Source organism: Paraburkholderia ginsengisoli NBRC 100965 (genome assembly GCF_000739735.1).
Classification (GTDB): Bacteria; Pseudomonadota; Gammaproteobacteria; order Burkholderiales; family Burkholderiaceae; genus Paraburkholderia; species Paraburkholderia ginsengisoli.
In genome coordinates this window covers 474938-500314 of the sequence record NZ_BBJF01000006.1, presented here as the reverse complement: position 1 = coordinate 500314, position 25377 = coordinate 474938, and the positions used below count along the sequence as shown (strand labels likewise).

25 protein-coding genes are annotated in these 25377 nt (G+C 64.5%); 11 read left to right on the top strand and 14 right to left on the bottom strand.

Annotated features, from left to right (window positions below):
- Positions 1-210: 210 nt before the first annotated feature.
- The 5 genes from hpnD (at position 211) to BGI01S_RS15210 (ending at position 5793) form a co-directional block, all read left to right on the top strand.
- Complete coding sequence (hpnD, locus tag BGI01S_RS15230; protein ID WP_042326580.1) at positions 211-1059, top strand: presqualene diphosphate synthase HpnD; 849 nt, start codon at positions 211-213, stop codon at positions 1057-1059.
- A gap of 4 nt (positions 1060-1063) precedes the next feature.
- Positions 1064-2332 carry a hydroxysqualene dehydroxylase HpnE gene (hpnE, locus tag BGI01S_RS15225; RefSeq protein ID WP_042326579.1) on the top strand — a complete coding sequence of 423 codons (1269 nt, stop codon included), beginning with the start codon at positions 1064-1066 and terminating at the stop codon, positions 2330-2332.
- Positions 2329-4395 carry a squalene--hopene cyclase gene (gene shc, locus BGI01S_RS15220; protein WP_042326578.1) on the top strand — a complete coding sequence of 689 codons (2067 nt, stop codon included), beginning with the start codon at positions 2329-2331 and terminating at the stop codon, positions 4393-4395. Before hpnE ends, shc begins: the two co-directional genes overlap by 4 nt.
- 3 nt (positions 4396-4398) lie before the next feature.
- Positions 4399-5133, top strand: a complete 735-nt coding sequence (locus tag BGI01S_RS15215) for a phosphorylase (RefSeq protein ID WP_042326577.1) — start codon at positions 4399-4401, stop codon at positions 5131-5133.
- Positions 5134-5313: 180 nt separating this feature from the next.
- Positions 5314-5793 (top strand): acyl-CoA thioesterase, encoded by a 480-nt coding sequence (locus BGI01S_RS15210; protein ID WP_042326576.1) that lies wholly within the window; start codon positions 5314-5316, stop codon positions 5791-5793.
- A 184-nt stretch (positions 5794-5977) separates the two neighbouring features.
- Here BGI01S_RS15210 and BGI01S_RS15205 read toward each other — a convergent pair whose 3' ends face one another.
- Both BGI01S_RS15205 and hpnN read right to left on the bottom strand, forming a co-directional pair.
- Complete coding sequence (locus BGI01S_RS15205) at positions 5978-6991, bottom strand: MlaA family lipoprotein (protein WP_042326575.1); 1014 nt, start codon at positions 6989-6991, stop codon at positions 5978-5980.
- A gap of 2 nt (positions 6992-6993) precedes the next feature.
- The gene (gene hpnN, locus BGI01S_RS15200; RefSeq protein WP_042326858.1) at positions 6994-9609 is read right to left on the bottom strand and encodes a hopanoid transporter HpnN; all 2616 of its coding nucleotides are present in this window, start codon (positions 9607-9609) and stop codon (positions 6994-6996) included.
- A gap of 213 nt (positions 9610-9822) precedes the next feature.
- Between hpnN and BGI01S_RS15195 the strand changes: the two genes are divergently transcribed.
- Complete coding sequence (locus BGI01S_RS15195) at positions 9823-10425, top strand: MlaC/ttg2D family ABC transporter substrate-binding protein (protein WP_042326574.1); 603 nt, start codon at positions 9823-9825, stop codon at positions 10423-10425.
- Between the two features lie 118 nt (positions 10426-10543).
- On the opposite strand, the gene hpnH is transcribed toward BGI01S_RS15195, so the two are convergent.
- Together hpnH and ispH are read right to left on the bottom strand one after the other, a co-directional pair.
- Positions 10544-11698, bottom strand: a complete 1155-nt coding sequence (hpnH, locus tag BGI01S_RS15190; protein ID WP_042326573.1) for an adenosyl-hopene transferase HpnH — start codon at positions 11696-11698, stop codon at positions 10544-10546.
- Between the two features lie 10 nt (positions 11699-11708).
- Positions 11709-12653 carry a 4-hydroxy-3-methylbut-2-enyl diphosphate reductase gene (ispH, locus tag BGI01S_RS15185; protein ID WP_042326572.1) on the bottom strand — a complete coding sequence of 315 codons (945 nt, stop codon included), beginning with the start codon at positions 12651-12653 and terminating at the stop codon, positions 11709-11711.
- Positions 12654-12985: 332 nt separating this feature from the next.
- On the opposite strand from ispH, the gene hpnC reads away from it, so the two are divergent.
- Together hpnC and BGI01S_RS15175 are read left to right on the top strand one after the other, a co-directional pair.
- Complete coding sequence (hpnC, locus tag BGI01S_RS15180; RefSeq protein ID WP_042326571.1) at positions 12986-13852, top strand: squalene synthase HpnC; 867 nt, start codon at positions 12986-12988, stop codon at positions 13850-13852.
- Positions 13852-15024: a glycosyltransferase gene (locus BGI01S_RS15175; protein WP_042326570.1), complete on the top strand. Its 1173-nt coding sequence runs from the start codon at positions 13852-13854 to the stop codon at positions 15022-15024. Before hpnC ends, BGI01S_RS15175 begins: the two co-directional genes overlap by 1 nt.
- Positions 15025-15085: 61 nt before the next feature.
- On the opposite strand, the gene BGI01S_RS15170 is transcribed toward BGI01S_RS15175, so the two are convergent.
- Together BGI01S_RS15170 and hpnA are read right to left on the bottom strand one after the other, a co-directional pair.
- Entirely contained in the window at positions 15086-15712 is a 627-nt protein-coding gene (locus BGI01S_RS15170; protein WP_042326569.1) for a hypothetical protein, read from the bottom strand.
- A 142-nt stretch (positions 15713-15854) separates the two neighbouring features.
- Positions 15855-16865, bottom strand: coding sequence for a hopanoid-associated sugar epimerase (hpnA, locus tag BGI01S_RS15165; RefSeq protein ID WP_042326568.1), 1011 nt, complete (start codon positions 16863-16865; stop codon positions 15855-15857).
- 133 nt (positions 16866-16998) lie between these two features.
- On the opposite strand from hpnA, the gene BGI01S_RS15160 reads away from it, so the two are divergent.
- Complete coding sequence (locus BGI01S_RS15160; RefSeq protein ID WP_042326567.1) at positions 16999-17292, top strand: acylphosphatase; 294 nt, start codon at positions 16999-17001, stop codon at positions 17290-17292.
- A 127-nt stretch (positions 17293-17419) separates the two neighbouring features.
- On the opposite strand, the gene egtD is transcribed toward BGI01S_RS15160, so the two are convergent.
- Positions 17420-18400, bottom strand: coding sequence for an L-histidine N(alpha)-methyltransferase (gene egtD, locus BGI01S_RS15155; protein ID WP_042326566.1), 981 nt, complete (start codon positions 18398-18400; stop codon positions 17420-17422).
- Between the two features lie 574 nt (positions 18401-18974).
- On the opposite strand from egtD, the gene rarD reads away from it, so the two are divergent.
- Positions 18975-19871, top strand: coding sequence for an EamA family transporter RarD (rarD, locus tag BGI01S_RS15145; RefSeq protein ID WP_042326857.1), 897 nt, complete (start codon positions 18975-18977; stop codon positions 19869-19871).
- Positions 19872-19911: 40 nt separating this feature from the next.
- Here the strand turns inward: rarD and BGI01S_RS15140 are convergent, their stop codons facing one another.
- Positions 19912-20451, bottom strand: a complete 540-nt coding sequence (locus tag BGI01S_RS15140; RefSeq protein ID WP_042326564.1) for an Mpo1 family 2-hydroxy fatty acid dioxygenase — start codon at positions 20449-20451, stop codon at positions 19912-19914.
- A gap of 91 nt (positions 20452-20542) precedes the next feature.
- On the opposite strand from BGI01S_RS15140, the gene BGI01S_RS15135 reads away from it, so the two are divergent.
- Entirely contained in the window at positions 20543-21259 is a 717-nt protein-coding gene (locus tag BGI01S_RS15135) for a Crp/Fnr family transcriptional regulator (RefSeq protein WP_042326563.1), read from the top strand.
- A gap of 69 nt (positions 21260-21328) precedes the next feature.
- Here the strand turns inward: BGI01S_RS15135 and BGI01S_RS15130 are convergent, their stop codons facing one another.
- From BGI01S_RS15130 to BGI01S_RS15105, 6 genes are all read right to left on the bottom strand, one after another.
- On the bottom strand, positions 21329-22213 hold the full coding sequence (locus BGI01S_RS15130) for a 4-hydroxy-tetrahydrodipicolinate synthase family protein (protein ID WP_042326562.1): 885 nt from the start codon (positions 22211-22213) through the stop codon (positions 21329-21331).
- Between the two features lie 2 nt (positions 22214-22215).
- A complete protein-coding gene (locus BGI01S_RS15125) occupies positions 22216-22560 on the bottom strand; it encodes a hypothetical protein (RefSeq protein WP_042326561.1) in 345 nt (114 codons plus the stop codon).
- Positions 22561-22857: 297 nt separating this feature from the next.
- Entirely contained in the window at positions 22858-23238 is a 381-nt protein-coding gene (locus tag BGI01S_RS15120; protein WP_042326560.1) for a hypothetical protein, read from the bottom strand.
- Between the two features lie 322 nt (positions 23239-23560).
- Entirely contained in the window at positions 23561-23821 is a 261-nt protein-coding gene (locus BGI01S_RS15115) for a hypothetical protein (protein ID WP_042326559.1), read from the bottom strand.
- Complete coding sequence (locus BGI01S_RS15110) at positions 23814-24563, bottom strand: DNA/RNA non-specific endonuclease (protein ID WP_042326558.1); 750 nt, start codon at positions 24561-24563, stop codon at positions 23814-23816. The genes BGI01S_RS15115 and BGI01S_RS15110 overlap by 8 nt, the downstream gene beginning before the upstream one ends.
- Positions 24564-24927: 364 nt before the next feature.
- Positions 24928-25287 carry a DUF3564 domain-containing protein gene (locus BGI01S_RS15105; RefSeq protein ID WP_042326557.1) on the bottom strand — a complete coding sequence of 120 codons (360 nt, stop codon included), beginning with the start codon at positions 25285-25287 and terminating at the stop codon, positions 24928-24930.
- Between the last annotated feature and the right edge of the window lie 90 nt (positions 25288-25377).

Below are 25377 nucleotides of genomic sequence, written 5' to 3'. Positions count from 1 at the left end.
CCCCGCTTCACCGCGCAGCCGCCTGGCCCTTCCCGTCCCTAATTCACCCGCGAAACTGCGGCGTCTCGCAAACGTTGATATACTTTTCGCCGTTTCCGGCATCCCAGCCGGGTGTTTCGCGCGTGTCCGCGCGCGCGGACTACCTGCCCAGCGGGTAGGCATAAAACCTCTTTGAACGCCTTTCAGCGGGCGCCTCCAGCGGAGATCGTCTTGGCTGTTTCCAATCTTGTCGTGGACGATACAGAAATCGACGCCGCTGCCGCCACATCCGGCAGCTCGTTCTATCTCGCCATGCGCATCCTGCCTGCTGCGCAGCGCGATGCGATGTATCAGGTCTACGCCTTCTGCCGCGCTGTCGACGATATCGCCGACAGCGACATGCCGCGCGCTGAACGCGCCGCCGCGCTCGAACGCTGGCGCGCCGACATCGACGCGTGTTATGCGGGCGCGCCGCGCGCCTCGTTGCGCGCGCTGACGCGGCACATTCACACGTTTCAGCTGCAACGCGAAGATTTCCACGCGATGATCGACGGCATGGCGATGGACGCCGCCGCCGACATCTGCGCGCCCGACGAAGCGACGCTCGACCTCTATTGCGACCGGGTCGCGAGCGCGGCGGGCCGGCTGTCGGTGAGCATATTCGGGATGCGGAAGGAGCCTGGCCGCCTGTTGGCGCACCACCTGGGCCGCGCGCTGCAACTGACCAACATCCTGCGCGATATCGACGAAGACGCCGGTATCAACCGCTGCTACCTGCCGTACGAACTGCTGGCGCGCGAAGGTATCGCGGTAACGAACCCCACGCAGATCGCCGACGATCCGTCGCTGCCGCGCGTGTGCGCGACGCTCGCCGAGCGCGCGCAACAGCACTTCGCCGAGTCCGACGCGATCATGGATTGCGAGCCGCGCCAGCATGTGAAGGCGCCGCGCATCATGTCAGGGGTGTATCGCGTGCTGCTCGAACGCACGCTGGAACGCGGCTTCGACATTCCGCGCACGAAGGTCAGCAAGCCGAAGCTGAGCATGCTGTGGATCGTCGCGCGTTACGCGCTCTTCTGAGCTGATGCCGAAGCTCGTACATGTGGTCGGTGCGGGCCTCGCCGGCCTGGCCGCCGCAGTGCAGTTGCAGCGGCGCGGCGCGCAAGTCGTGCTGCATGAAGCGGAGCCCCAGGCGGGCGGCCGCTGCCGCTCGTACTACGACACCCGGCTTGGCACGACCATCGACAGCGGCAATCACGTGGTGCTGTCGGGCAATACCGCGACACTCAACTACTTGCGCGCGATCGGCGCCGCCGACGAACTGGTCGGCCCGGCGCAACCCGAGTATCCGTTCGTCGATCTGGCTACGCGGGCGCGCTGGACGGTGCGTATGTCGCCAGGACTGCTGCCCTGGTGGATTTTCGACGCAAACGCGCGCGTGCCGAACACCGGTCCCGGCGACTATCTTTCGCTCGTGCCGTTGCTGCTCGCGAAACCGGGGCGCAGCGTCGCGCAGACCATGCGCTGCAACGGCCCGCTGTGGGATCGTCTGCTGAGGCCGCTGTTTCACGCGATGCTGAACATCGAGCCGCGTGACGCGTCGGCGGAGCTGACCGGCGCGATGGTGCGTGAGACCTTGCTCGCGGGCGGCCTCGCCTGCCGGCCGCTGGTCGCGCGCAACGGTCTGGGCAGCGCGTTCGTCGATCCCGCGTTGCGCTTGCTGCAGCATGGCGGCGCGACCATCAAGCTGGGTTCGCGGCTGCAGGACGTCGTTTTCGCGGCCAACGGCGGCCGCGTGCAGGCGCTGAATTTCGTCGACGAAAGCGTCGCGCTCGACGCGAACCAGGCGGTGATTCTCGCGCTTCCGCCGGAGATCGCGCCGACCGCCGTGCCGGGGCTGCGCGCGCCGACCCGCTTCGCAGCGACCGTCAACGTGCATTTCGCGGTCGAGCCGCCGTTCGGCATGCCGCCGCTCACCGGGCTGCTGAACGCGACGGCCGAATGGCTGTTCGCGTTCGACGGCCGTTTGTCGGTGACTGTCAACGCGGCCGAGCGTCTGCTCGACATGTCGCATGAAGCGCTCGCGAGCAGCGTCTGGGCCGAAGTGGCGCAGGCCGCCAATCTTCCTGCCACGCCGATGCCGGCCTGGCAGATCGTGATGGAAAAACGCGCGACGTTTGCCGCGCTGCCGGAGCAGGAAACGCTGCGTCCGGGCACGCGCACTCGCTGGAACAACCTGATGCTCGCGGGCGACTGGACGGCCACCGGCCTGCCCGCGACGATTGAAGGCGCGATCCGCTCCGGCCAGAAGGCCGCGGATACGTTGCTGAATGAACCGATGGAACGCCGATGAACGACTTATCTCAAGCCCAGCCTCTGGACGACGTCTTACCCGAAACTGCCGACGCGGCGCCCAACGTATCGGCGGACGGGCAGCACGCGCTGGCCGTCGAGACGCAAGCGAACGCCGTCGCGCCGGTGGTATCGACCGCCTCTCTCGACGCTGCGATCACGCGCGCGACTGATGCGATTCTCGCCGCGCAACAGCCGGACGGCCACTGGGTCTACGAACTCGAAGCCGACGCGACCATTCCCGCCGAATACGTATTGCTGGTTCATTACCTCGGCGAAACGCCGAACCTCGAACTGGAGCAGAAGATCGCGCGCTATCTGCGCCGCATCCAGTTGCCCAACGGCGGCTGGCCGCTCTTCACCGACGGCGCACTCGACATCAGCGCCAGCGTGAAGGCGTATTTCGCGCTGAAGATGATCGGCGACCCGGCGGATGCCGAGCACATGGTGCGCGCGCGCGACGCGATTCTCGCGCACGGCGGCGCGGAAAACGTCAACGTCTTCACGCGGATTCTGCTGGCGCTGTTCGGCGTGGTGTCGTGGCGCGCGGTGCCGATGATGCCCGTCGAAATCATGCTGCTGCCGATGTGGTTCCCGTTCCATCTGTCGAAGGTGTCGTACTGGGCGCGTACCGTGATCGTGCCGCTGCTGGTGCTCAACGCGAAGCGACCGCTCGCGCGCAATCCGCGCAAGGTGCGCATCGACGAGCTGTTCCGCGGCGCGCCGGTGAACACCGGCATGAACGACCGGGCGCCGCATCAGCACGCGGGCTGGTTCGGCTTTTTCCGCGGCGTGGACACGTTGCTGCGCGGGGTCGACGGCCTGTTCCCGAAAGCAACGCGCGAGCGCGCGGTGCGCGCGGCCGTGGCCTTTGTTGACGAACGCCTGAACGGCGAAGACGGCCTCGGCGCGATTTTCCCCGCGATGGCCAACTCGGTGATGATGTACGACGTGCTCGGCTATCCGGCCGATCACCCGAATCGCGCGATCGCTCGTCGGTCGATCGACAAGCTGCTCGTTATCAAGGATGACGAAGCATATTGCCAGCCGTGCCTGTCGCCGGTCTGGGACACATCGCTCGTCGCGCACGCGTTGCTCGAAACCGGCGAGGCACATGCCGAGCAGGCGGCCGAGCGCGGGCTCGCGTGGCTGCGTCCGCTGCAGATTCTCGACGTGCGCGGGGACTGGATTTCGCGCCGTCCCAATGTGCGGCCCGGCGGCTGGGCGTTCCAGTACAACAACGCGCACTATCCGGACGTCGACGATACGGCGGTCGTCGTGATGGCGATGCAGCGCTCGGCGGCGCTCACGCAATCCACCGTCGATCGCGACGCCATTGCACGCGCGCGCGAATGGGTGCTCGGCATGCAGAGCAGCGACGGCGGCTGGGGTGCGTTCGAACCGGAAAATACCCAGTACTACCTGAACAACATTCCGTTCTCCGATCACGGCGCGTTGCTCGATCCGCCGACGGCGGACGTCTCGGGCCGCTGCCTGTCGATGCTCGCGCAACTCGGCGAACTGCCGCAGAGCAGCGAGCCGGCGCAACGCGCGTTCGCGTACATGCTCCAGGAGCAGGAGTCGGACGGTAGCTGGTATGGGCGCTGGGGCCTGAACTACATCTACGGCACATGGACCGCGCTCTGTTCGCTGAACGCCGCCGGCATGCCGCACGACGACCCGCGCATCCGGCGCGCCGCGCAGTGGCTGCTGTCGATCCAGAACCCGGACGGCGGCTGGGGCGAGGGCGGCGAGAGCTACAAGCTCGACTATCGCGGCTACGAGCGCGCGCCGAGCACGGCGTCGCAGACCGCCTGGGCGTTGATGGGTCTGATGGCGGCGGGTGAGGTGAATCACGAAGCCGTCGCGCGCGGCGTCGACTACCTCCAGCATGAACAGCGCGAGCACGGCCTGTGGGACGAAACGCGCTTCACCGCGACCGGCTTCCCGCGCGTGTTCTATCTGCGCTACCACGGCTATCGAAAGTTCTTCCCGTTGTGGGCGCTGGCGCGCTTCCGTCATCTGAAGCGCAACGGCCTCACGCGCGTCGCGGTCGGGATGTAACGGATGCCGCTTTCGACAACGCAGTCAGCCGAGGCCGACCGTAACAGCTTGCCGGTGATCGTGGTGACGGGCATGGCATTCGAGGCGCGGATCGCGCGCGGCGAGGGCGTCGAGGTGGTGTACGCGGCGCGCGCCGATCTGCTGGAGCGTGCGTTGACGGCGGCTGTCGCGCGCGGCTGTTCGGGCATCGTCAGTTTCGGCACGGCGGGCGGTTTGGCGCCGGAGCTGGAATCGGGCGCACTGATCGTCGCGGATGCCGTCGAGGGGCCGTTCGGGCGCATCGACACCGATCGTCGCTGGGCCGGGAAGCTCGCTGCCGCGATAGCGGCAGGGCCGCTTGCCGCGCGTCTGCAACGCGGCCTGATGGTGGCGGTCACCGCGCCTTTGGTGTCGGCCGACGACAAGCGCGCGCTGCATCGCTCGACCGGCGCGTTGGCGGTCGACATGGAATCGCACATCGCCGGCGCGACGGCCGCTGCGCACGGCGTGCCGTTTGCCGTGTGCCGGGCGATCGTCGATCCGGCGTGGCGCACGCTGCCTTCCGCCGCCACGGCCGGTCTGCGCGACGACGGCAGTACGGCAATCGGTCCGATTCTGCGGGAGTTGCTGCGCCAGCCGTCGCAGCTGCGCGGTCTTCTTCAGGTTGCCGTCGATGCCCGCGCCGCGCGGATTTCGTTGGTGCAGGCGCGGCGGGCAATGGGCGAGGCTGGGGCGTTGCGGATCGCGGCTGTCCGCTGAGGGAAGCGGTTCATCGTACGCCGTTCGGCATGCCACCTGGCGCGGAGGTACGGGCCGCCCGCCCAATTCAGTGGCTATTGAAATACTAGTGAAAACCCTTATTTGGTACAATGTCAGTGTTAACCCTAGGTCGAAGACGCAAGCGCGCCGACCTGGCTGCCCCAAACACGGAGTACCAAAATGAATTTCCATACCAGAAAGTGGGTCAAGCCCGAAGACCTGAACCCCAACGGCACGTTGTTCGGCGGTAGCCTGCTGCGCTGGATCGACGAAGAAGCGGCCATCTACGCGATCTGCCAACTGGACAACCAGCGCGTCGTGACCAAGTTCATGTCCGAGATCAACTTCGTCAGTTCCGCGCGTCAGGGCGACATCATCGAACTCGGCATGACCGCCACGCATTTCGGGCGCACGTCGATCACGCTTCGCTGCGAAGTGCGCAACAAGATCACGCGCAAAAGCATCCTGACTGTGGAGAAAATGGTGTTCGTCAATCTCGATGAGAACGGCGAGCCTGCGCCTCACGGACGCACGCAGATCCGTTACGCGGAAGAGACGTTTGCCCGCTATCGCGAGAGTTCGCGGCAGGTGCCGCAGAGCGCGGTGGCGGTCGAAGATGAGAGAGCGGCGGCGCGCGCCGAGGCGGATAGCCTGCATTGAGGCGGTTGGTTGGCCACCGGAGTGCGGGCGGGGCGGGAGGTGGTCAGCGGCGCTTCGCGTGCCGAACCGCTACTTCAATTCCGCTCAGCTTTACCAGCATCAAGCCAGTCTTCGCGGGACGCCCACTCTGGGCGTCCCGCAGCGCTTTCATCTCTTCGTCAGCGCTTTTCCAAACCCCATTTCCCTATTGCGCAACCGGTGCCGTAGCTGGCTGTTTGTCGTCGGCCGGAGCGGTTTGGGGCGCCGGCGTCGGCGCCGGTGTCTCTGACGCGGGTGCTGGCGCCGTAGCCGGTGCGGTAGGCGTCGCGCCCGCTGCGCCACTGGCCGGCGCGTCGCCCGGATCCGAGTAGTCCGGTACGCCCGCCGGCGCGCCCGTGGCCGCGCCTGAGGCCGCGTTCGGGGCTTCAGCGGCGTCGCCCGGGTCCGCGTAGTTCGGCAAGCCCGCAGCCGGTGCGCCGGCCGCAGGAGCCGCCGCGCCCGAGTCACCCTGGTCGTCGTAGTCAGGCAGCGGCGCGGCGTTGTCGCTGGTGCCGCGCAGACGCGCGCGGCGCTGCTGCGTGTAGGCGTCGCGCACGAACGAGTATTTGTCCAGCGCCGCTTGCTGCAGCAGATCGGTGGCGCCGAGCAGGTCGGAGCGCACGCTCACGAACTGCAGCACGTACAGCGGATTACGCACCGCCGGTTCCATGTAGTTGAGCGGGTTGAACTTCACATCGACGATGAGGCCCATGCTGTCACGCACGGTGCTCGGCCCGAACAGCGGCAGCACCAGATACGGACCCGACGGAATGCCCCAGTGCCCCAGCGTCAGCCCAAAGTCCTGATGGTGCTTCGGCAGGCCGGCGGGCGTCGCCCAGTCGAGCAGGCCGCCGAGACCAAACACCGAGTTGAACGCGAAGCGCATGATGTCTTCGGTCGCGTCGGTGAACTTCAATTGCAGCAGCGCGTTCGCCGCGTTGCTCAGATCACCGAGGTTCGAGAAGAAGTTGCTGACGGCCGTGCGCAACGGCTGCGGCGTCACCTTCTGATAGCCCTTCGCCACCGGCACCGCGACATAGCGGTCCACCCCGTCGTTGAAATTGAACACGACCCGGTTCACCGGTTCGAACGGGTCGCCGGGCTTGCGGTCGGGACCGGTCGCACAACCGGAGATCAAACCCGTGGCGGCGAGCGCCAGCGCGGTGTTACGCAGCATCATGCTTATATTCCTTTTTGCTTCGCGCGACGTTGGCGCGGCTTGCCCATGAGCACAGGTTGAAACACCACGGCGCCGATCAGCGTGCAGAGCAGCGAAAGCGCCAGCAGCCGTCCCATACTGGACGTCCCTGGGTGGTGCGACAGCCAGAGGCTACCAAACGCGGTCGCCGTTGTCGCCGCGCTGAACAGCACGGCGTGCGTCAGGCTCGACTGCAACAGGCCGGTCTGGCCGTTGCGCCAAGCCATCACGAAGTAGATCTTGAATGCGACGCCAACTCCGAGCATCAGCGGTAGCGCAATGATATTCGCGAAGTTCAGCGGCATGCCGAAAACCACGCACAGTTCGAGGGTGACGAGCGCCGATACCAGCAACGGCACCAGCGTGCGCAGCACGTCGCCGAGGCGCCGCAGCGCGACCCACAGCAGGATCGCGATCGACAGCAGCGCGTAAGCAGCGGCTTGCAGGAACGCCTTGATGATCGTGTCGGCCGAGTGCAGGATCGAAATCGGCCCGCCGATCGCGCCCGGCTCCGCCTTCTTCACCGCGTGGGCGAAGCGGGCGAGCATCGCGTCGTCGCCCGGGTCGGTGCCCGGTTTGACCTTCGGCGCGATGTCGACGAGCGCGCGGCCGTCCTTCGACACCCACGCGGCCGAGATCGCCTTCGGCAGATTTTCGCGGGTGATTTCGCTCGGCTGCAGCAGGTTTTCCAGCTGCTTCAACGCGATGCGCAGCGTCTCTGACATCGCGGTTTCGGCGCGGTCGCGCGTGGCGGCATCGGCGGCGGCGAGCTTTTTCAGCGTCGCCGACAGATGCTCGGCTTCGGCGGCGCCCGGGCCCGGATGATCTTCGGCGGCGAGCGACAGCTGGTTCGACGCGCGCTTGAGCGCATCGACACGCACGGCGTCAGTCGCCTGCGGCGCAGGTTGCTGCTGCAGTGCGGGCAGCAGTTGCTGCGCGGCGCTCGCGATCAGCATCATCTTCTGCTGCTGCTCGCTCGGAATGAACGTGCTCAGCGTGGTGACGCGGCCGACTTCCGGCAGCGCGCGCAAACGCTGGGCGATCCGGTCGGCTTCTTCGAGCGACGGCGCCAGCGTATGCACGTTGTTGACGGCGGCTTCCGGCGAATCCTTCAGCGACAGCAGCGTCGCCATCGACTCCGTATGCGGGTCCTTCAGATGCAGCGGGTTGAAGTCGAAGCGCAAGTGCGTGAGTAATGGCGTCGCGCCGATCACGACGATCAGCGTGCCGATCAACACTGGCCGGCGATGATGATCGAGGAAATCGTCGACGGGCGCGAGTTGCTTGAAGCCCGGCGAGCCGGCTTCGCCCGGCGGGTTGAAGACTTTCAGCAGAGCCGGCAGCAGCGTCATGTTGGTGAGGTACGCGACGAACATGCCGACGCCCGCGATCTGCCCCAACTCCGACACGCCGCGATAAGCGGTCGGCAGGAACGAGAAGAAGCTCAGTGCGACCGCTACGGCCGCGAGCGTCAGCGGCACGCCGATGCTGTGCGCGGTGTGCATCAGCGCGGCGGAAAGCCGGTTGTCGCGGTTGCGTTCCTCGCGGTACTTGACGCCGAACTGCACGCCGAAGTCGACCCCGAGCCCGATGAACAGCACCATGAACGCGACCGAGATCATGTTGAGCGCGCCGACCATCAGCAGGCCGAGCGCGGCAGTGATCGCGAGTCCGACGAACAGCGTGATGAACACGGCGGCGATCATGCGGCCCGAGCGCAAGGCCAGCCACAAAATCACCAGCACGACGATGAACGTGCCGATCCCGTTGAGCACCGCGCCGTCCTGGACCGAGGCGAACTCTTCGTCGGCGAGCGGCTGTTCGCCGGTCAGGCGGATCGTCGCGCCGTAGCGCGAGTCGAGATGCAGCGACGCGGCGGTCTCGCGAATCGCTCGCGATGCGTTTGCGCCCGGCTGCAACGCGTCGTAGTTGACGACCGGTTGCACGATCACGAACGCGCGCGCCGGATCGGTGGCGGCGCTCTTGTCGACCAGCGCGCGCCATGAGAATGCGGCGGGCTTGCCGGCCAGTACCAGATCGAGCGTGTTCGCGCTTTGCGATAGCAGATGGCTCATGTCGGCGAGCTTCACCTGACCCAGTTGGAGCGGCAGCAGCAGGCTCGTGGTCAGCGTGCCGGCGAGGCCGGTCAGGCTCGGATCGTGGGCGAGGGCGTTGACGAGCGGACGCGACTGGACGAGTTGCGAGGTGGTGGACATCACCTCGTCGGTGGACGGGAACAGCAGGCCGTTGTGTTCGAAGAACGGGCCGCCGGCCGGCTGCGAGACCGCGACGAATTCCTTCGGGTCGGCTTTGAGCGCGGTAGTCAGCACGTTGGCCGCGGCATCGGCGAACTCGGGCGCGCGCGCTTCGACGACCACCAGCACGGTATCGCCGCGATCGGGGAAGGCCTGGTCCAGCGCATTTTCGAGCGCCGACCATTGCTTGTCGGTCTCGATCAGGCGGCTGATGTCCGTGTTGATCTTGAAGTTATGTACAACATAGAAGCTGCTCAAAACGGCGAGCACGATCGACAGTGCGATGACCCTGAGCGGATGACGCACCGAAGAGGCGACGAGACGGACAATAGATGACTTCAGCATGTAGGCGAACGTAGCCTTATCACGGGTGTTGTTTTTGACGAAAGTGCACAAGTATACAGAGCTGGAGCGCTCTAACCCGACTTCGGTAGCAAGTACGGCTCCCGCGACGGCTTTCCGGGGCGGGAACGCAATCTCGGTATACTGGTCTATCCTGCTTTCGCCTTGGGCTCGCTAGCCCGGCGGCGCTTACTTCTCTCAGGTCCTGACGAACGTATGAAACGTTATCTGTCTGCTTTTCTGGCTGCGGCCGTGGTGTCAACGGCGGCGTATGCGCAAACCGCACCGGATGCGGTAGTAAAAAGTGCCGTCGAAGGCACGGTCGCCGCGATGAAAGCCGACCCGGCGGCGCGCGGCGGCGACATGGCGAAGATCACCAACCTGGTCCAGACGCGCTTCGTGCCGGCCACCGACTTCCAGCGCACGACGCGGATCGCGGTCGGCAAGGCGTGGTCGACCGCGACGCCCGAGCAGCAGAAGCAACTGTACGAGCAGTTTACGCTGCTGTTGGTGCGCACCTATGCTGCATCGCTTTCGCAACTGCGCGATCAGGACGTGAAGTTCAAATTCCAGCCGGTGAGCGTGGCGGCGGGCGCAACGGATGTCGTCGTGCAGTCGCACGTGCTCAGCAACGGCGGTGACGACGCGATCGACTATCGGCTGACCAAGGGTCCGTCCGGCTGGAAGATCTACGACATCAACATGATGGGCGCATGGCTGATCCAGGTGTATCAGACGCAATTCGCCGATCAGATCGCCAAAGGCGGGATCGACGGGCTGATCAAGTTCCTCACCGCACATAACGCGCGCGGCGCGTGACGTCCGACTGATTCAACCGATTCAGCGCAGCAAAAGAAAAAGCGCGGTGGCCGTTTAGCCACCGCGCTTTTTTGTTGTGCGCAAACCACGAGGCAGATGAAGCCGCCCCGTCCAGGCATCAGTGCGCGGCGGTCGCCGTCTGCACCTTCTTGCCCTTGCCGCTGCGCTGAATTTCTTCGAGCTTGATCTCGACGTGACGCGAGAACACGTACTCGGCAGGACGCTGCTTGTCCAAAGGAATGTCTTTGACAAACTCGCCCGTGGTCTTCGGCCCGCGCAGGCTGACCTTCAGCGCCTTCAACGGATGCGCGACCGTGTCCATCACGGCGGTCGCTTCGAAGCCGCAGTGGACCATGCAGTCCGCGCACTTCTCGTAGTTGCCGGTGCCGTAGTTGTCCCAGTTCGTGGTTTCCATCAGTTCCTTGAAGGTCTTCACATAACCTTCGCCGACCAGATAGCACGGCTTCTGCCAGCCGAACACGGTACGCGCCGGGTTACCCCACGGCGTGCATTCGTACGTCTGATTGCCGGCGAGGAAGTCGAGGAACATGCCCGACTGGCTGAACGACCAGTTCTTGCCGTTGTTGCCGCGCTTGAAGATTTCGCGGAACAGATGCTTGGTCTTGTCGCGGTTCAGGAAGTGCTGCTGATCCGGCGCGCGTTCATACGCGTAACCCGGCGAGACGGTGATGCCGTCCACGCCCATCGGACCGAGCGTGTCGAAGAATGCGGCCACGCGTTCCGGCACGGCGTCGTTGAACAGCGTGCAGTTGATGTTCACGCGGAAGCCACGGCGCTTCGCTTCGCGAATCGCGGCCACGGCCTTTTCGTACACGCCGTCCTGCGACACCGAGTGATCGTGGGCTTGCTTGTCGCCGTCCAGGTGGACCGACCAGACGAAGTACGGATTCGGCTCGTAGTCGTCCATCTTCTTTTCCATCAGCAGCGCGTTCGTGCACAGGTACACGAACTTCTTGCGCGCGATGATGCCCTTGACGATCTGCGGCATTTCCTTGTGCAGCAGCGGCTCGCCACCGGCGATCGACACCACCGGCGCGCCGCATTCGTCGACAGCGCCGAGGCATTCTTCCAGCGACAGACGCTGATTAAGGATGGGGTCCGGATAATCGATCTTGCCGCAGCCATTGCAGGCGAGATTGCAGCGGAACAGCGGCTCCAGCATCAGTGCGAGCGGGTAGCGTTTGTTGCCGGACATGTGCTGACGCATGATGTATGCGCCGACCCGGACTTTCTGTAGCAGCGGAATAGACAAGACGTCCTCCTTAAACTTCGCGTGCAGCGAGTGGTTGCATCAGCTTCGATGGCAACTTGAATTCGACTTTTTCTTCACGGCCCGCCATCGTCGTGACATCGACGGGCCCCAATGCGCTCAGCGCATCGATCACGTTCTTCACCATCTCTTCCGGCGCCGAAGCGCCGGCGGTAATGCCGACGGTCTGCGCGTTGGCAAACCATTCCGGCTTCACTTCCGAACCGTCGGCGACGAGGTAGCTCGCCACGCCGCTTTCGCTGCCGATCTCGCGCAGCCGGTTCGAGTTGGAACTGTTGGTCGCGCCCACTACCAGCAGCACGTCGACCTGCTTGCTCAGCTCGCGAACCGCCGCCTGGCGGTTTTGCGTCGCGTAGCAGATGTCGCGTGTATCGGGGCCGACGATGTTGGTAAAGCGGCGCAGCAGCGCGTCGATGATGCCGCGCGTGTCGTCGACCGACAGCGTGGTCTGCGTGACATACGCGAGCGGCGTGTCGAGCGGCAGGTCCAGATGCGCGACCTCGGCCTCGCTCTGCACGAGCAGTACCTTGCCTGGAATCTGACCGATCGTGCCTTCCACTTCCGGATGCCCCGCATGGCCGATCAGAATCAGCGTGCGGCCGGCGCCCACATATTGACGACCTTGCACATGCACTTTGGTCACGAGCGGGCAGGTGGCGTCGAGCACGTCGAGGCCGCGCGCGTCAGCATCGCGTTCGACGGTTTGAGCAACGCCATGCGCGCTGAAAATCGCCACGGCGCCTTGCGGTACTTCATCGAGTTCCTCGACGAAGCGCGCGCCTTTCTGGCGCAGATTGTCGACCACGTGGCGATTGTGGACGATCTCGTGACGTACATACACGGGCGCGCCGTGTTGCTGTAACGCGCGATCGACGATCTCGATTGCGCGAACAACACCCGCACAAAAGCCGCGGGGCTGAGCAAGGATGACTCGCATAAGTTGGCGAACTCCGACTGACGCGGGTTTCGAACAAGCCGGTAACTCTGACTTTATCGCCGCGACCATCTAGTTAGTTGACGTCTTGAGCCCCGGCGACGGGCCGGTACAGCAAAACCAAACGCGCATTCTAACGCTATCAGCCCAGCTTTGCTTTTGGCGCGCCCCTTGTGTTGGGCGGCTGCCGCAGTTGCGGCCGGCCTTCGCGGGCCGCGCCGTTCGTGCATGCGGTAATGATTGCACGCTGCACCGCTTTGACGGAACCCTTAAACTACGAGGTCCCTGCGACGCGCATCGGCGCCGCATTACAGAATGGTTTCGAGGCTCGCTGGATGGACGTCGAACAGTACGAAAATTTTCCGATCCCGAGCGTGTTGCTGCCGAAGGCGCTGCGCGCGCCAGTCGACATTATCTATCAGGTTGTCCGCACCGCGGCCGATATCGCCGACGAAGCCGACTGGAGCGCGGCCGAGCGGCATGCCCGCCTCGCCGACCTCCGGGCTGGCCTCGACGCGGTGGCTGAGCGGCGCGTCGCGCCGGTTCATCCGCTGCTGTTCGGCAAACTTGCTGGCGTGGTGGCTCAGTATAAACTGCCGCTCGCGCCGTTCTACGATCTGCTCGACGCGTGCGCGCAGGACATCGACACCAGCCGTTATGCGGACCGCGCCGCGTTGCTCGATTATTGCCGCCGCTCGGCGAACCCGCTCGGGCATCTGATGCTGCATCTGGTGGGCGCGGCCACGCCGCAAAATCTCGCCGACGCCGACGCGATCTGCACGGCGTCTCAGCTAATCAGCTTCTGGCTGGACGTGGCCGTCGACTGGAAAAAGGACCGCGTGTATCTGCCGCTCGCCGACCTGCGGCGCTTCGGCGTGACCGAGTCGCAGATCGCCCACGGCATCGTCGACGACGCGTGGCGCGCGCTGATGGCGCACGAGGTGTCGTTCGTGCGGAACATGCTGGCGCGCAGCGCGCCGCTCGCGTTGCGGATTCCGGGACGGCTGGGTATCGAGTTGTGCGGCGCAGTGCATGGCGGCCTGCGCTTTCTGGAGCGCATCGAGAAGGCGGGCTACGACGTGTTTCGCGAGCGTCCGGTGCTCAACGCGTTTGACTGGTGCGTGGTCGCGCTGCGCGCAGCGGTGATGCTGCTGTCGCGGCGCGTCGGCGTACAGACGCAATCAATCGAGGGTAAAGCTTAATGGCGGCGGTTCTGTTTGTTCTTTCGTGTGTTTCCCTGCTGATCTGGGGCGTGCTGCTGTTCGGGCGCGGTGGTTTCTGGCGGGCGCGTCCCGCCGCGCCGCTGACCGTCGCGCCGCGCGCGACGTGGCCGGCGGTCGCCGCCGTGGTGCCCGCCCGCAATGAAGTCGATGTGATCGCCGAGGCGGTTACGACGCTGCTTCAGCAGGACTATGCGGGCGCGTTCCACGTGATCGTCGTCGACGACCACAGCACCGACGGCACCGCCGACGCCGCCCGCGCGGCCGCGTTGCAGCTGCAGTGCCCGGACCGTCTCACGGTGTTGAGCGCGAAGCCGCTGCCGCCGGGCTGGTCGGGCAAGGTGTGGGCGCAGTCGCAGGGCATCGAGGCGGTGCGCGCGCTCGGCTTGCCCGCCGACTACCTGCTGCTCACCGACGCCGACATCGGCCATCCCGCCGACGCGGTCAAGCAGCTCGTCGCCCGCGCGGATGTGGAAAAGCGCGACCTCGTCTCGCTGATGGTCCGTCTGCGCTGCGATTCGTTCTGGGAAAAGGCGCTGATCCCGGCCTTCGTGTTCTTCTTTGCGAAGCTGTATCCGTTCGCGTGGGTCAACAATCCGCGCAACCGCACTGCGGCGGCGGCGGGCGGTTGCATGCTGGTTCGCCGCAGTGCGCTCGAAGAGGCGGGCGGCATCGAGTCGATTCGCGCCGAGCTGATCGACGATTGCAGTCTCGCCGCGCGTATCAAGCACCGTGGCATGGGACGTCATCCGATTCGGCTGGACGTGGCGGCGCGCAGCGTGTCGCTGCGTCCGTACGATAGCTGGCGCGAGATCTGGAACATGATTGCGCGCACCGCCTTTACGCAGCTGCATTACTCGCCGCTGCTGCTGGCGGGCACGCTGGCCGGCATGACGATCATTTATCTGATGCCGCCGGTTGCCGCGTTGGTGCTCGGCCCGTTGGGTTGGCCCGCGTGGCTCGCCTGGGCGGCGATGTGCTGCGCGTATGCGCCGATGCTCAGCTACTACCGGCGCTCGCCGTTGTGGGCGCCGTTTCTGCCGCTGGTCGCGCTGTTCTATGTCGGCGCGACGTTCGCGTCGGCGGTGCGGTACTGGCGCGGCAAGGGCGGTCAGTGGAAGGCGCGGGTTCAGGCCCCGGTGCAGGAGCGTTGATGGCCCCGCACGGTTGAGGTCGATGGACAAAAAAAACGGCGCTACGGCGCCGTTTTTTTTGTCACTTGGTGAGCAGCATGTACAGCTGAATCACCACGTCGGGCGAAAACGTGAACGGTACCCAGCCGTGGCCGGTATGGCGCATCACCAGCAGGCGGTCGCCGTTCGATTGCTTCTGCACCGCCATGACCGGGTTTTTCGTCGACACGAATTGCCAGCCCGGCGGAATGCCCGGTGGCTGCTCCGGCGTCATCGACGCACGCGCATTCGACAGTTCCTCGATCAGCTTGCCGATCTGGTCCGGGCGCAGCGCGACCGTCTGGTCGCCGATCGTCATCGTGATCTCGTCGCGCGCGGGGCGATTGATTTCGAGCGTCGGCTGGAATTGCGCGGCCGGCTTGTCCGCAGGCGGCTGCTCCGTCGACGGCTCGTCCGTCAGTGCGTTCGTGAGTTCGCCAGCCGGTTCGTCGGAGACCGGCGCGTTGTCCTCGACGGCTGCCGGCGCCGCTGTCTCAGCCGCCGTCGTCTGCGCCGTGGATTCGGGCGCGACGTGATCCGCCGGCGCCTCTTGCGGCGCAGCGGTCTGCGCGTGTGTCTCGGGGATGTTTTCGGGCTGCTGGGCCACGACAGCCTGAATGAGCTGATCGACGCCCGTTTCCAGCGCGCCGAGCTGTTCGTGAAGGTTCATGCGAGGTTTCTCTGGTAAGACCCGCGATTTTACCTGCTGCGCGTAGGCTTTGACCTGCCGCAAGCGCGGGACTTGTAACAAAATGCTTACGGCCGCGCCGGACGATCCGGCGCGGCGTGCCGATGAAGGCGGGATGCGCGCGTCAGGGCTTCAGATAGCCGGCTTGCCGGAACCAGTCGAGCGCATCGCTCAATCCTTCGCGATAAGGCCGCGCGCGATAGCCGAGTTCGCGTTCCGCCTTCGCCGACGTGAAGTACATCTTGTTCTTCGACATCTTCAGGCCGTCGACCGTGACGAACGGTTCGCGCTTCGTGATCTTCGCGACTGCTTCCGCGCCCATTGCGAGCGGATAGAGCGGCCAGCGCGGCAAACTGAGCGTCGGCGCCTTGCGGCCGGTCAGCGCCGCGATGTCCGCGAGCATCTGCTGGAGCGGCAGATTTTCGCCGCCGAGAATGTAGCGCTCGCCGATCTTGCCGCGTTCGAGCGCGAGAAAGTGGCCGGCCGCAACGTCGTCGACATGCACGAGGTTCAGGCCGGTATCGACGAACGCCGGAATCTTGCCGAGCGCCGCTTCGACGATGATGCGTCCGGTCGGCGTCGGCTTCACGTCGCGCGGACCGATCGGCGTGGACGGATTGACGATCACCGCCGGCAGCCCGTCCTCGGCGATCATGCGCTCAACCGCGCGCTCGGCCAGCACCTTGCTGCGCTTGTACACGCCGATCGCCTGATCGGGCTTGAGCGGCGAGGTTTCGTCGGCAGACTGGCCGGAACTCGTCACCTTGAGCGTCGCCACGCTGCTTGTGTACACGATGCGCTCGACGCCTTCCTTCAGCGCCGCGCGCATGGTCGCCTCGGTGCCTTCGAGATTCGAGCGTTCGATTTCGCTCGGGTCCGGCGCCCACAGCCGATAGTCGGCGGCGACGTGCAGCAGATAGCGCACGCCGCGCAGCGCGTTGCGCATCGACGCTTCGTCGCGCATATCGCCGACGACGATTTCCGCGTCCAGCGCCTCGACGTTCTGGCGCGGACTGGTGGCGCGCACCAGCACGCGCACCTTGAAGCCCTTCTGTTGCGCGATGCGCGCCACCGACGAGCCGACAAAGCCGGAAGCGCCGGTCACGAGCACGAGATCGCGATTCTGTTCGGTCATTCTGTTTCCATTCCCTGCATGACAGTCGACGGATTGTACGTGGCGCGCACGCCGCGTGTACCGTCATGTGTCGAGCAGCCTTCGCGCGACGCGACTAGAATGCCGGCTTGAAAGATTGTGAGGAGAAGACGGCATGGCCCCGGATCTGGATCAGCGGATCGAAACGTATTACGTGCGAGTGCGCGGCATGGTGCAGGGCGTCGGCTTTCGCCACGCGACCGTGCGGCAGGCGCACGCGCTCGGCATCAAGGGATGGGTCGCGAACCTCGACGACGGTTCTGTCGAAGCAATGCTGCAGGGCTCGGCCAATCAGGTCGACCGGATGTTGTCGTGGCTGCGTCATGGGCCTCCGGCGGCGCGCGTGACGGAAGTGAGCGGCGAAGAACGCTCGACGGAAAAGCGCTACGAGCGTTTCGAGCAGCACTGAGCGATGCCGTTCAGCGAACCCGCAAAGAACGGCGGCGCGCCATCGGGTGGATGGCGCGCCGCCTTTGTCGTTCGTGCTAGCCGTTGATGCCGTTAATGCGTTGCCGAGGCGTCAGGTCCGCCCACGTTTAGCGCGCCACCAGCAAACTCTCCGCAAAGCCCCACTCTTCCTCGATCCACTGATGGCTGCACACGAAGCCGGCGCCGTCGGCAATCGCGGGCATCTCTTCCGCACGATACTTGTGGCTGCTCTCGGTCCAGATCGTTTCGCCCTGCTTCAACGACACCGTCAATTGCGCCGCGCCGATGTGCGCCGTGACATCGCGCTTCGCCCGCAGGTGCATCTCGATGCTGCGCGCGTCCGGGTTGAAGCGCGCGACGTGTTCGAACGCATCGAGCGGCAGGTCGCCGTCGAGTTCGCGATTGATGCGCGCGAGCAGATTCAGATTGAACGACGCGGTAACGCCGATCGAATCGTCGTAGGCTGCCACCAGCACGGGCGTCGGCTTGATCAGATCGGTGCCGAGCAGGAGCGCGTCGCCGGGTGCAAGCATGTTGCGGATCTCGCGCAGAAAACGCGTGGCCGCGAGCCTGCCGAAATTGCCGATCGTACTGCCGAGAAACAGTACGAGTAACCGGTCGTTCGGTGCGCGCTGCTTGCTTACTTCGGCGAGACCGGCCAGATAATCGCGCTCGTAACCGACAATCGAAATCCGCTCGATGTCGCCGAGTTCGCGTCTGCACAACTGCAACGCGCTGCGCGAAATTTCAATCGGGCAGTAAGAAGTGGGGCGCTTTTTACACAGCGCTTCGAGAATGCGCCGCGTTTTACGGCCGCTGCCGCTGCCGAGTTCGGCGACGGTCACGTCATGCGGCAGATGCTCGACGATGTCGGCCGCGTGCTTCGTGAGCAACCGTTCCTCTGCGCGCGTCACGCCGTATTCCGGCAATACGGTAATCACTTCAAAGAGCGCGGAGCCCACTTCGTCGTACAGATATTTCGACGGCAGCTCTTTCTGCGGCGTGTGGGCGAGTCCCGCGCGCACGTCGGCGGCGAAGGCGGTGCGGAAATCGGGTGACGCGTCGTGCAATAGGGCTGGCTGGGTCATGCTGGCTCCAGTAGTCATATTCGATGAGCGGGATTGCTGGCCGGGCGGCATGCGTGGTGAAACGCGTGGACTGCATGCCGTGGAAAAGACGGGCTGGCTGATCTTTGCAGACTGCCTGTGCCGTTCCGGCTCGTTGATGCTGTGTGCTGTCGAAAACAGCGTGCAAGACTTCGTAGCAAGATTCGCGCTTGAGTCGCTCGCGCGACCCGAAGCGGCGTTGCCGATGAGACTGCGCGGCTTCGTCTGCCTCGCGTGAAGTTTATGTTCTAGTGCATCGACGCGCTATGCGCACGGACTAATTGCACCCGCTCCACTCGGCCGCGCCGAGCCGCGTACGGATAACCCGTCTAGAATGCCGGCTTGCGTCGCCTTTCGAAAACAAAAACGCAGCTTGCCGCTTTGTGCTTTCCGCAGCACTGCCTGCTTGTGAGACCTCAATTCCAATGAGAACAACGAACAACGTGACGAACGCCGCCAACACTGCGCCAACGCATGCTGCGCTGCAACCCCCCTCGTGCGAAGCCGCATCGCATGACGAAGCGTTTGCCGACGTGCCGACGCAATGGGCCGGACGATGAACCAGTATGACCCAAAGCGCGGAATCGCGTTGTCGGTGGGCGCGTCTGCAATGTTCGCGTTACTGTCCGCCTACGCGACGCTGCTCGCGCCGCTGAGCGGCCTCGACATCTTCGCGTGGCGCGTGGTGTGGACGGTGCCGGGCGCGCTGCTACTGGTCGCGTTGCGCAAACGCCTGCCGATTCTCCGGCGTCTTCTTTACCGGATGGTGACCGAGCCGAAGCTCTGCGCCGCGATGCTCGTGAGCGCGGCGTTGCTCGGCGTGCAACTGTGGTTGTTTCTATGGGCGCCGCTGCATGGCCGCATGCTCGAAGTGTCGCTCGGCTATTTCCTGCTGCCGCTCGCGATGGTGCTCGTCGGCCGCTTCTACTATCACGAACGTCTCGACGCGTTGCAGTGGCTCGCCGTGATCTGCGCGGCGGTGGGCGTCGGCCACGAACTGTGGGTGACCGGCGCGTTTTCGTGGCCGACGTTGCTGGTCGCGCTCGGCTATCCGCCGTACTTCGCATTGCGCCGCAAGATCAATCAGGATTCGCTGGCGATGTTCACGGTGGAAATGGCGCTGCTGCTGCCGGTGGCGATCGCGTGCATCGTCAGCGGCGGTTCGCTGACGACGATCGCCGGTCGCGTCGACATGTGGTGCCTGCTGTTGCCGGGCCTCGGCGCGTTGAGTACGATCGCGCTCGCTTCGTACCTGAAGGCGAGCCGCTTATTGCCGGTCGCGTTGTTCGGCATCCTCGGTTATGTGGAGCCGGTGCTGCTGGTGCTGGTGTCGATCACGCTACTCGGCGAAACGCTCAGCGCCGCCCAACTGGCGACTTATATTCCGATCTGGATCGCGGTGGCGTTGACCGCATTGCACGGCGTTCGTCTCGTGCGGCTCGCGCCGAATTGAGCGGCACGCGCCGAATTGAGCGGCACGCGGGGATTGCCGATTAACGATGCGTCGCCGCCTGGTCCGCATTGATGCGCGTCGGACCGACTTGGGCGTCGATCGCTTCGCGCAACTCGGGCCGCCAGCCGAAGCCGAACAACGCTTCCGCGAGCACGAACAGCGGTCCGATCAACAGGCCGATCACGTCGTCGACGAAGGCCGGCTTGCGATGCTCGTACGCCACGTGACCGATGAACTGAAACACCCAGCCGACCACGAACAGGCCGATGCCGGTGGCGAGCCACACGAGCGTGGACTGCGCGGCGATCCATTCGCCGAACGCGAGACACAGCGCCGACACACAGGCCATCATCACGCCGAGCGAGACGTCGAGCACGAGGTAGTAGACGGTGGCCGCGGTGAACAGCAGCCACGCAGCCGATAGCGTCACCGGCAGCATAGCGTTGGCGAGAGCAGGGCGGCTCAGCAACACGGCCAACGCCAGCACGATCAGCGGAATGCCGATGAAGTGCGTGGCGATATTGCGCCGGTCACGATGGTAAGCCGCGTATTGCGTCAGTTGTTGCGTCAGCGTTCTCATGGATGCCGCTCCTCTTTCAAAGCCAGCATAATCGCGGGCAGCCGAAATTCAAACCATCGGGTAGCCGACAATCGCGCACGGATGCCGTCCCATGACTGTGAGTTTTTCATCGAATGAGCTTGCCGCGCGGCTTGGGCGCAGCGCGTGGTTTCGTGCCGCGCCTGCGGCGATGCAGGCAGAGCTGATCGAAGCAGGGCGCGTCGAACGGCTGCCTGCGGGGCAACGGCTCTTTACGCGCGGCGACGCCGACGACGGCCTCTATTGCGTGCCCGACGGTCTGATGAGAATCGGCGCGGCGAGTTCGACGGGCAAGGAGGCGTTGCTCGCCGTCATCGAACCAGTGAACTGGTTCGGCGAGATCGCGCTGTTCGACAACCGGCCGCGAACCCACGACGCGTATGCCGAACGCGACGCCGAGCTGTTTCATGTGCGGCGCGCGGCGCTTGTCGCACTGCTCGAACGCCGGCCCGCGTATTGGCACGTGTTCGGGTTGCTGCTGACGCAGAAACTGCGCCTCGCGTTCGATGCGATTGAAGAGGCCGCGTTGCTGCCGGCCGCGCAACGCGTCGCGCGCCGGTTGTTGCTGATGGCGGGCGGCTATGGCGAACCCGGCGCGTTGCGGCGCGTGCTCAAGGTGCCGCAGGAAGATCTGGCGATGATGCTTGCGCTGTCCCGGCAGACGATCAACCAGGTATTGAAGCAGTTCGAAACGCAAGGCGCGTTGAAGCTCGGCTATGCGGAAATTGAAATTGCCGATGTGCGAAAACTCGGCGCGCTCGCGGATCTGGATACGGGGCCGTTGTCATAGCGACGCGAGTTTGCGCCGCGAACGATGAACCGTTTCGCGGCGCACTCCATAGCTGAAAACGGCAACGCGTCAACTCATCGCCCCGGCGAACTCGGCGCGCAGATCCTGCAACCTGTCGCGCGCGGTGCTCAGACGTTCGACGAGCTGCGCGGATGCGCGCGTGATCGGCATGCGTGTCTCGTCGCTGAGCGAATGATCGAAAGCGAGCAGCGCCTTGATCGCCGACGGATTCGGCGCGGAGAACAGCAGGCGCAATACGGGCAGCAGGCTCGCGAACAGATTGCGCGCGTCGAGGTCGCATTCGGTCCGGATCAGCGCCTGGATCGTGACCAGCAGATCCGCGCACACGTGCGCGCTGGCCAGAATGCCGCCGGTGCCGCCGTGGCTCAGACACTCGTCGAAGGTTTCGTCGGTGCCGCACAGCACGTTCACCCGCAGGCCGCGCAGCTTCGCGAAATTTTCCTTCACGCACTCCTTGATCGCGACGATGTTGTCGTACTCGACGAGGCGCGCGACCGTGTCCGGCTCGATCGTCACGCCGGTGCGATGCGGCACGTTGTACAGCACGATAGGGCGCTCGGTGGCAAGCGCGGCCTGTTCGAAATGCCACTGCACGCCGGCCTGGTTCGGGCACACATAGGACGGCGCGGAGAGCAGATAGCCGGCGCAGTCCCAGCGGTCGTAGCGGTGTATTTCGTGCAACACGTCGCGCGTACTCGATCCACCCACGCCGATCAGCATCGGCAGACGCGAGCCGATCACGTCGGTCAATGCGTGCAACACGGTGAGGCGCTCGGCCTGGTCCAGCAACGCGGCTTCGCCGGTCGTGCTCAACGCGACGAAACCGCTGATCTGCGTGTGCAGGTAGTAGTCCGCGAGGCGCTGCAATGCGTCGATATCGACTTCGCCATTGCGCAGCGGCGTCACGATGGGCAACCAGATACCTGAGAACATGATTAGCGCGCCTTCGCGACGTTGCCGCGACGCTTCAACGGTCCGATCAACGCAGCGGGGACGGTCGAGATCAGCGTATGCAGCGTGAAGTCGAGGTCTTCGCACGCGATGTCGAGTTGCACGCGCACCTCTTCGCGAACGGCTTCGGCGCTGACGACATAGACACCCAGCGGCGAGTGAAGCAGCGCGCGCAACTGCGTGCCCGCGAGATCGTGAGGCGGATGCGGCAGCGTCACCTGCAAGAGGGCGCGTGCCGAGGGGAAGGGAATGACGTTGCTGTGTTGAACCGGGGGCTTGTCGAGCGACTGCGTGGCGAAGCGATGATCGATGGATTGCGTGAGTGCCATGTGATGTGGCGTCGGCTGACGCCATGGTTGATCAGGACACTTCGAGATTAGGCTTCCGCACGTAAACGCGGTGCAAAAATCGGCGTGTTCGCTGAAAAAAACATGGTCGCTCGATACGGGTGCACGCGAACGTGAGCATATGACATTCGTTGCGCAACACGATTCAGTTGCGATCCAACAGCGATGCAAACGCGCAGAAAAAAAGGCGAGTCAAACGACTCGCCCTCCCTGAATGGCACGATTCGGCTTCGATTATCTACACCTGCGTGGCCGGTGCGTGCCTAAGCCGATCACGTGTTATTGCGTCTTGGTCGTGCCGGCTTGCGCGCCGTCGGCTTTTGCCGGGGCATTGCTGGCCTCTTTCGCGCTCCCCGTATTAGCCTTTGCGTCGCTGGTTTCGACTGTGGTTTTCTTGACGGCTTTGTGTGCCTTGGCCGTGTGAGTGGCTGACGTCTTCTTCACCGATGCCTTCGTCGAGGTCTTGGCGGGCGCTTTCGTCGTGGCGGCGCCTTCGTCTTTCGCGCCGGTTTGCACGGCGGTGCTCGCCTTCAGATTCGCTTGACCGGCCGGCTGCGTTTGCGCCGGTTGCGCGGTTTGCGTGGTCGACGGGGCGGCCGTTTGAGCGAATGCTGTCGACACGAGCAGAGCGGAAGCGAGAGCGGCGAAAAGCGTCTTCATGATGTGACTCCTGGTTGAACCGGTGAATTCTTTGTCGCGGCTGAATGGTTTTCAGCGCTGCCGGTTTAACGTTGGCCGCAGCCTAAGAGTTGACGCCGCTCTGGTGACAAAACGTAACCGCTGAAACATATCGGGGTACTGAATCAACGAGGGCGCATCGCGGTATGCGATGAAGAAGGAACGGCGCTCGTTTTGGAAACGAAGCGCGCGGAAGTCATTCAGACAAAAGCGAAGACCAAGAAGGAGACGAGGAAGACGGCGAGCCGGGGCGGCCCCGCCTTCGACTCACGCATGTGTCCTTAAAACAAAACCCAGGCATCACTCACTGAAACGGATTCTGCACGACGCCCGGCTTCGCATCCGGCTCGTCCTTCACCTTCGCCGGCAGATTCGTTTGCGCCTGCAAGCTGGCGACGATCGCATCCACCGCTTCCTTCAGCGCGAGCGCCGCCTTCAGTCCGCGCTGGTCCTGCGTCAATTCCAGCGTGCCGTTCAGCACGACGCGCGTGGTGCCGTTGCTCAACGTGAGCGCGTCGCCCTGAATGTTGAGTACGTCGTCATCGTTCGAATAGGGTTTAAACACCTTTTAGTCCTCCCGGTCGCTGGTCCTTGAGGTTTTCCGGAATTCCCGGAAAACGGATGCCCGATGTTGCTTCGAGTTCGTGAATCGTGCGGATGTCGTAACGATTGGTCGAGACATTGTCCACTACCACCGCGAATGCGAGTTGCCGCGACGGTACGTAGACGACCTTGAACAACTGCGTCGGAACGAACACGCGCGTCGGTCCGATGGTCTGCAACTGCTGGCCGTTGAAGATCGGACCGGTGACCACGTAGGTATCGTCGTAAGACATCGCGATCTTGCGCACCGACGTTTCGATGCGCGACCACAGCCGCTGATTGTTCTCGCGATCCTGCGGCACGATGTTGGCGAGCGAGAACGATTGTGCCATCGCCTGCTGATTCCAGCGATTGCCCGCCGGGCTCATGTGACCGCGATCGAAGCCGCTGCGCTTGTAGTCCGCGAGCGTTGCGCCTTCGCCATCGGGCAAGCGCGCGTCTTCGAAGAACTTGTTGGTGCGCACCATGTCTTTGGCCGCTTCGATATGGTCGCGCGTCAGATGCTCGGCGGACCACAACGGGCCATGCGTGATGCCCGAATGCAGAACCGCGAAATCGCTATAGCAGAGCATGCGCGTTTTCGGCGCCATCTTCTGATTGCTCAGAACGGGCCATTGCGCATTCGGTGTGAACTGGGTGCAGGACGGCGCCGCGCCCGCGTGAGCGGCAACGGCGAAGAATAGACAGGCAAACCACTTCTTCATGTGTGTCGGTCGGTCGAGGGATGGGGGCGCAAGTATAGCGTCGCGCACCCGCATCGGGCGACCCGAAACGCGACGTGGGCGCAAGGGAAGAGGGGCGGTCGCGCAGCGCAATGAAAAGCGAGGCGGCGCGTGAGGCGGAGTGACCCACGCGAAGCGAGCGGACAAAAAAACGGGCCGCTTTGCAGCGACCCTAATGCGTGGACTACCGACTCTACGCATGCCTGCTTAACAACAGCTTAAGCGCGTGCAACGCGGAATCGATTTGAGTGACGCGGCGTACGGGCACACTGACGCGCACGAGCAAGCACGACTCGCGAACGGCATTTTCGACCGACAAGACCGGCCTGCGGAAAGACGCGGAAGACTAGTTACCGAACACGCTGTTTTCGGCACGTACAGTTTGGCGGTCCACAGCTTGAAGACGCCAGAAGCCGCTGGTCTGCGCGCGCGTCGGCAGGGCCGTCCATGCGGCGGCGCCTTGCGCCGCGCTCACGCGTTGCTTGCGGTCGACGTGCAAGCCACGCAGCGTACACAACGGCGCATCCGTGCTAGGCGCACAGAGCGTGGTCACGCCGTCTTCATCGTGCAACTCGCCCCACGGGGGCAGATCGATCCCTTGATGCGCTTCCCTCGACCACCGGTGTTCATCGGTGTCGAGCCATAGGACAGCGTAATCGTGGCTGACGGTGGGATCGGAACCGTTGATCAGGATGGTCAGTCGCATGGCAGTTCCGTACAAAGTGCGAAGTGATGCCCTATCAGTCTATGCGGTGACGCGCGTTATGCAAGGCAAAAGGTATGACGATCGGGTACG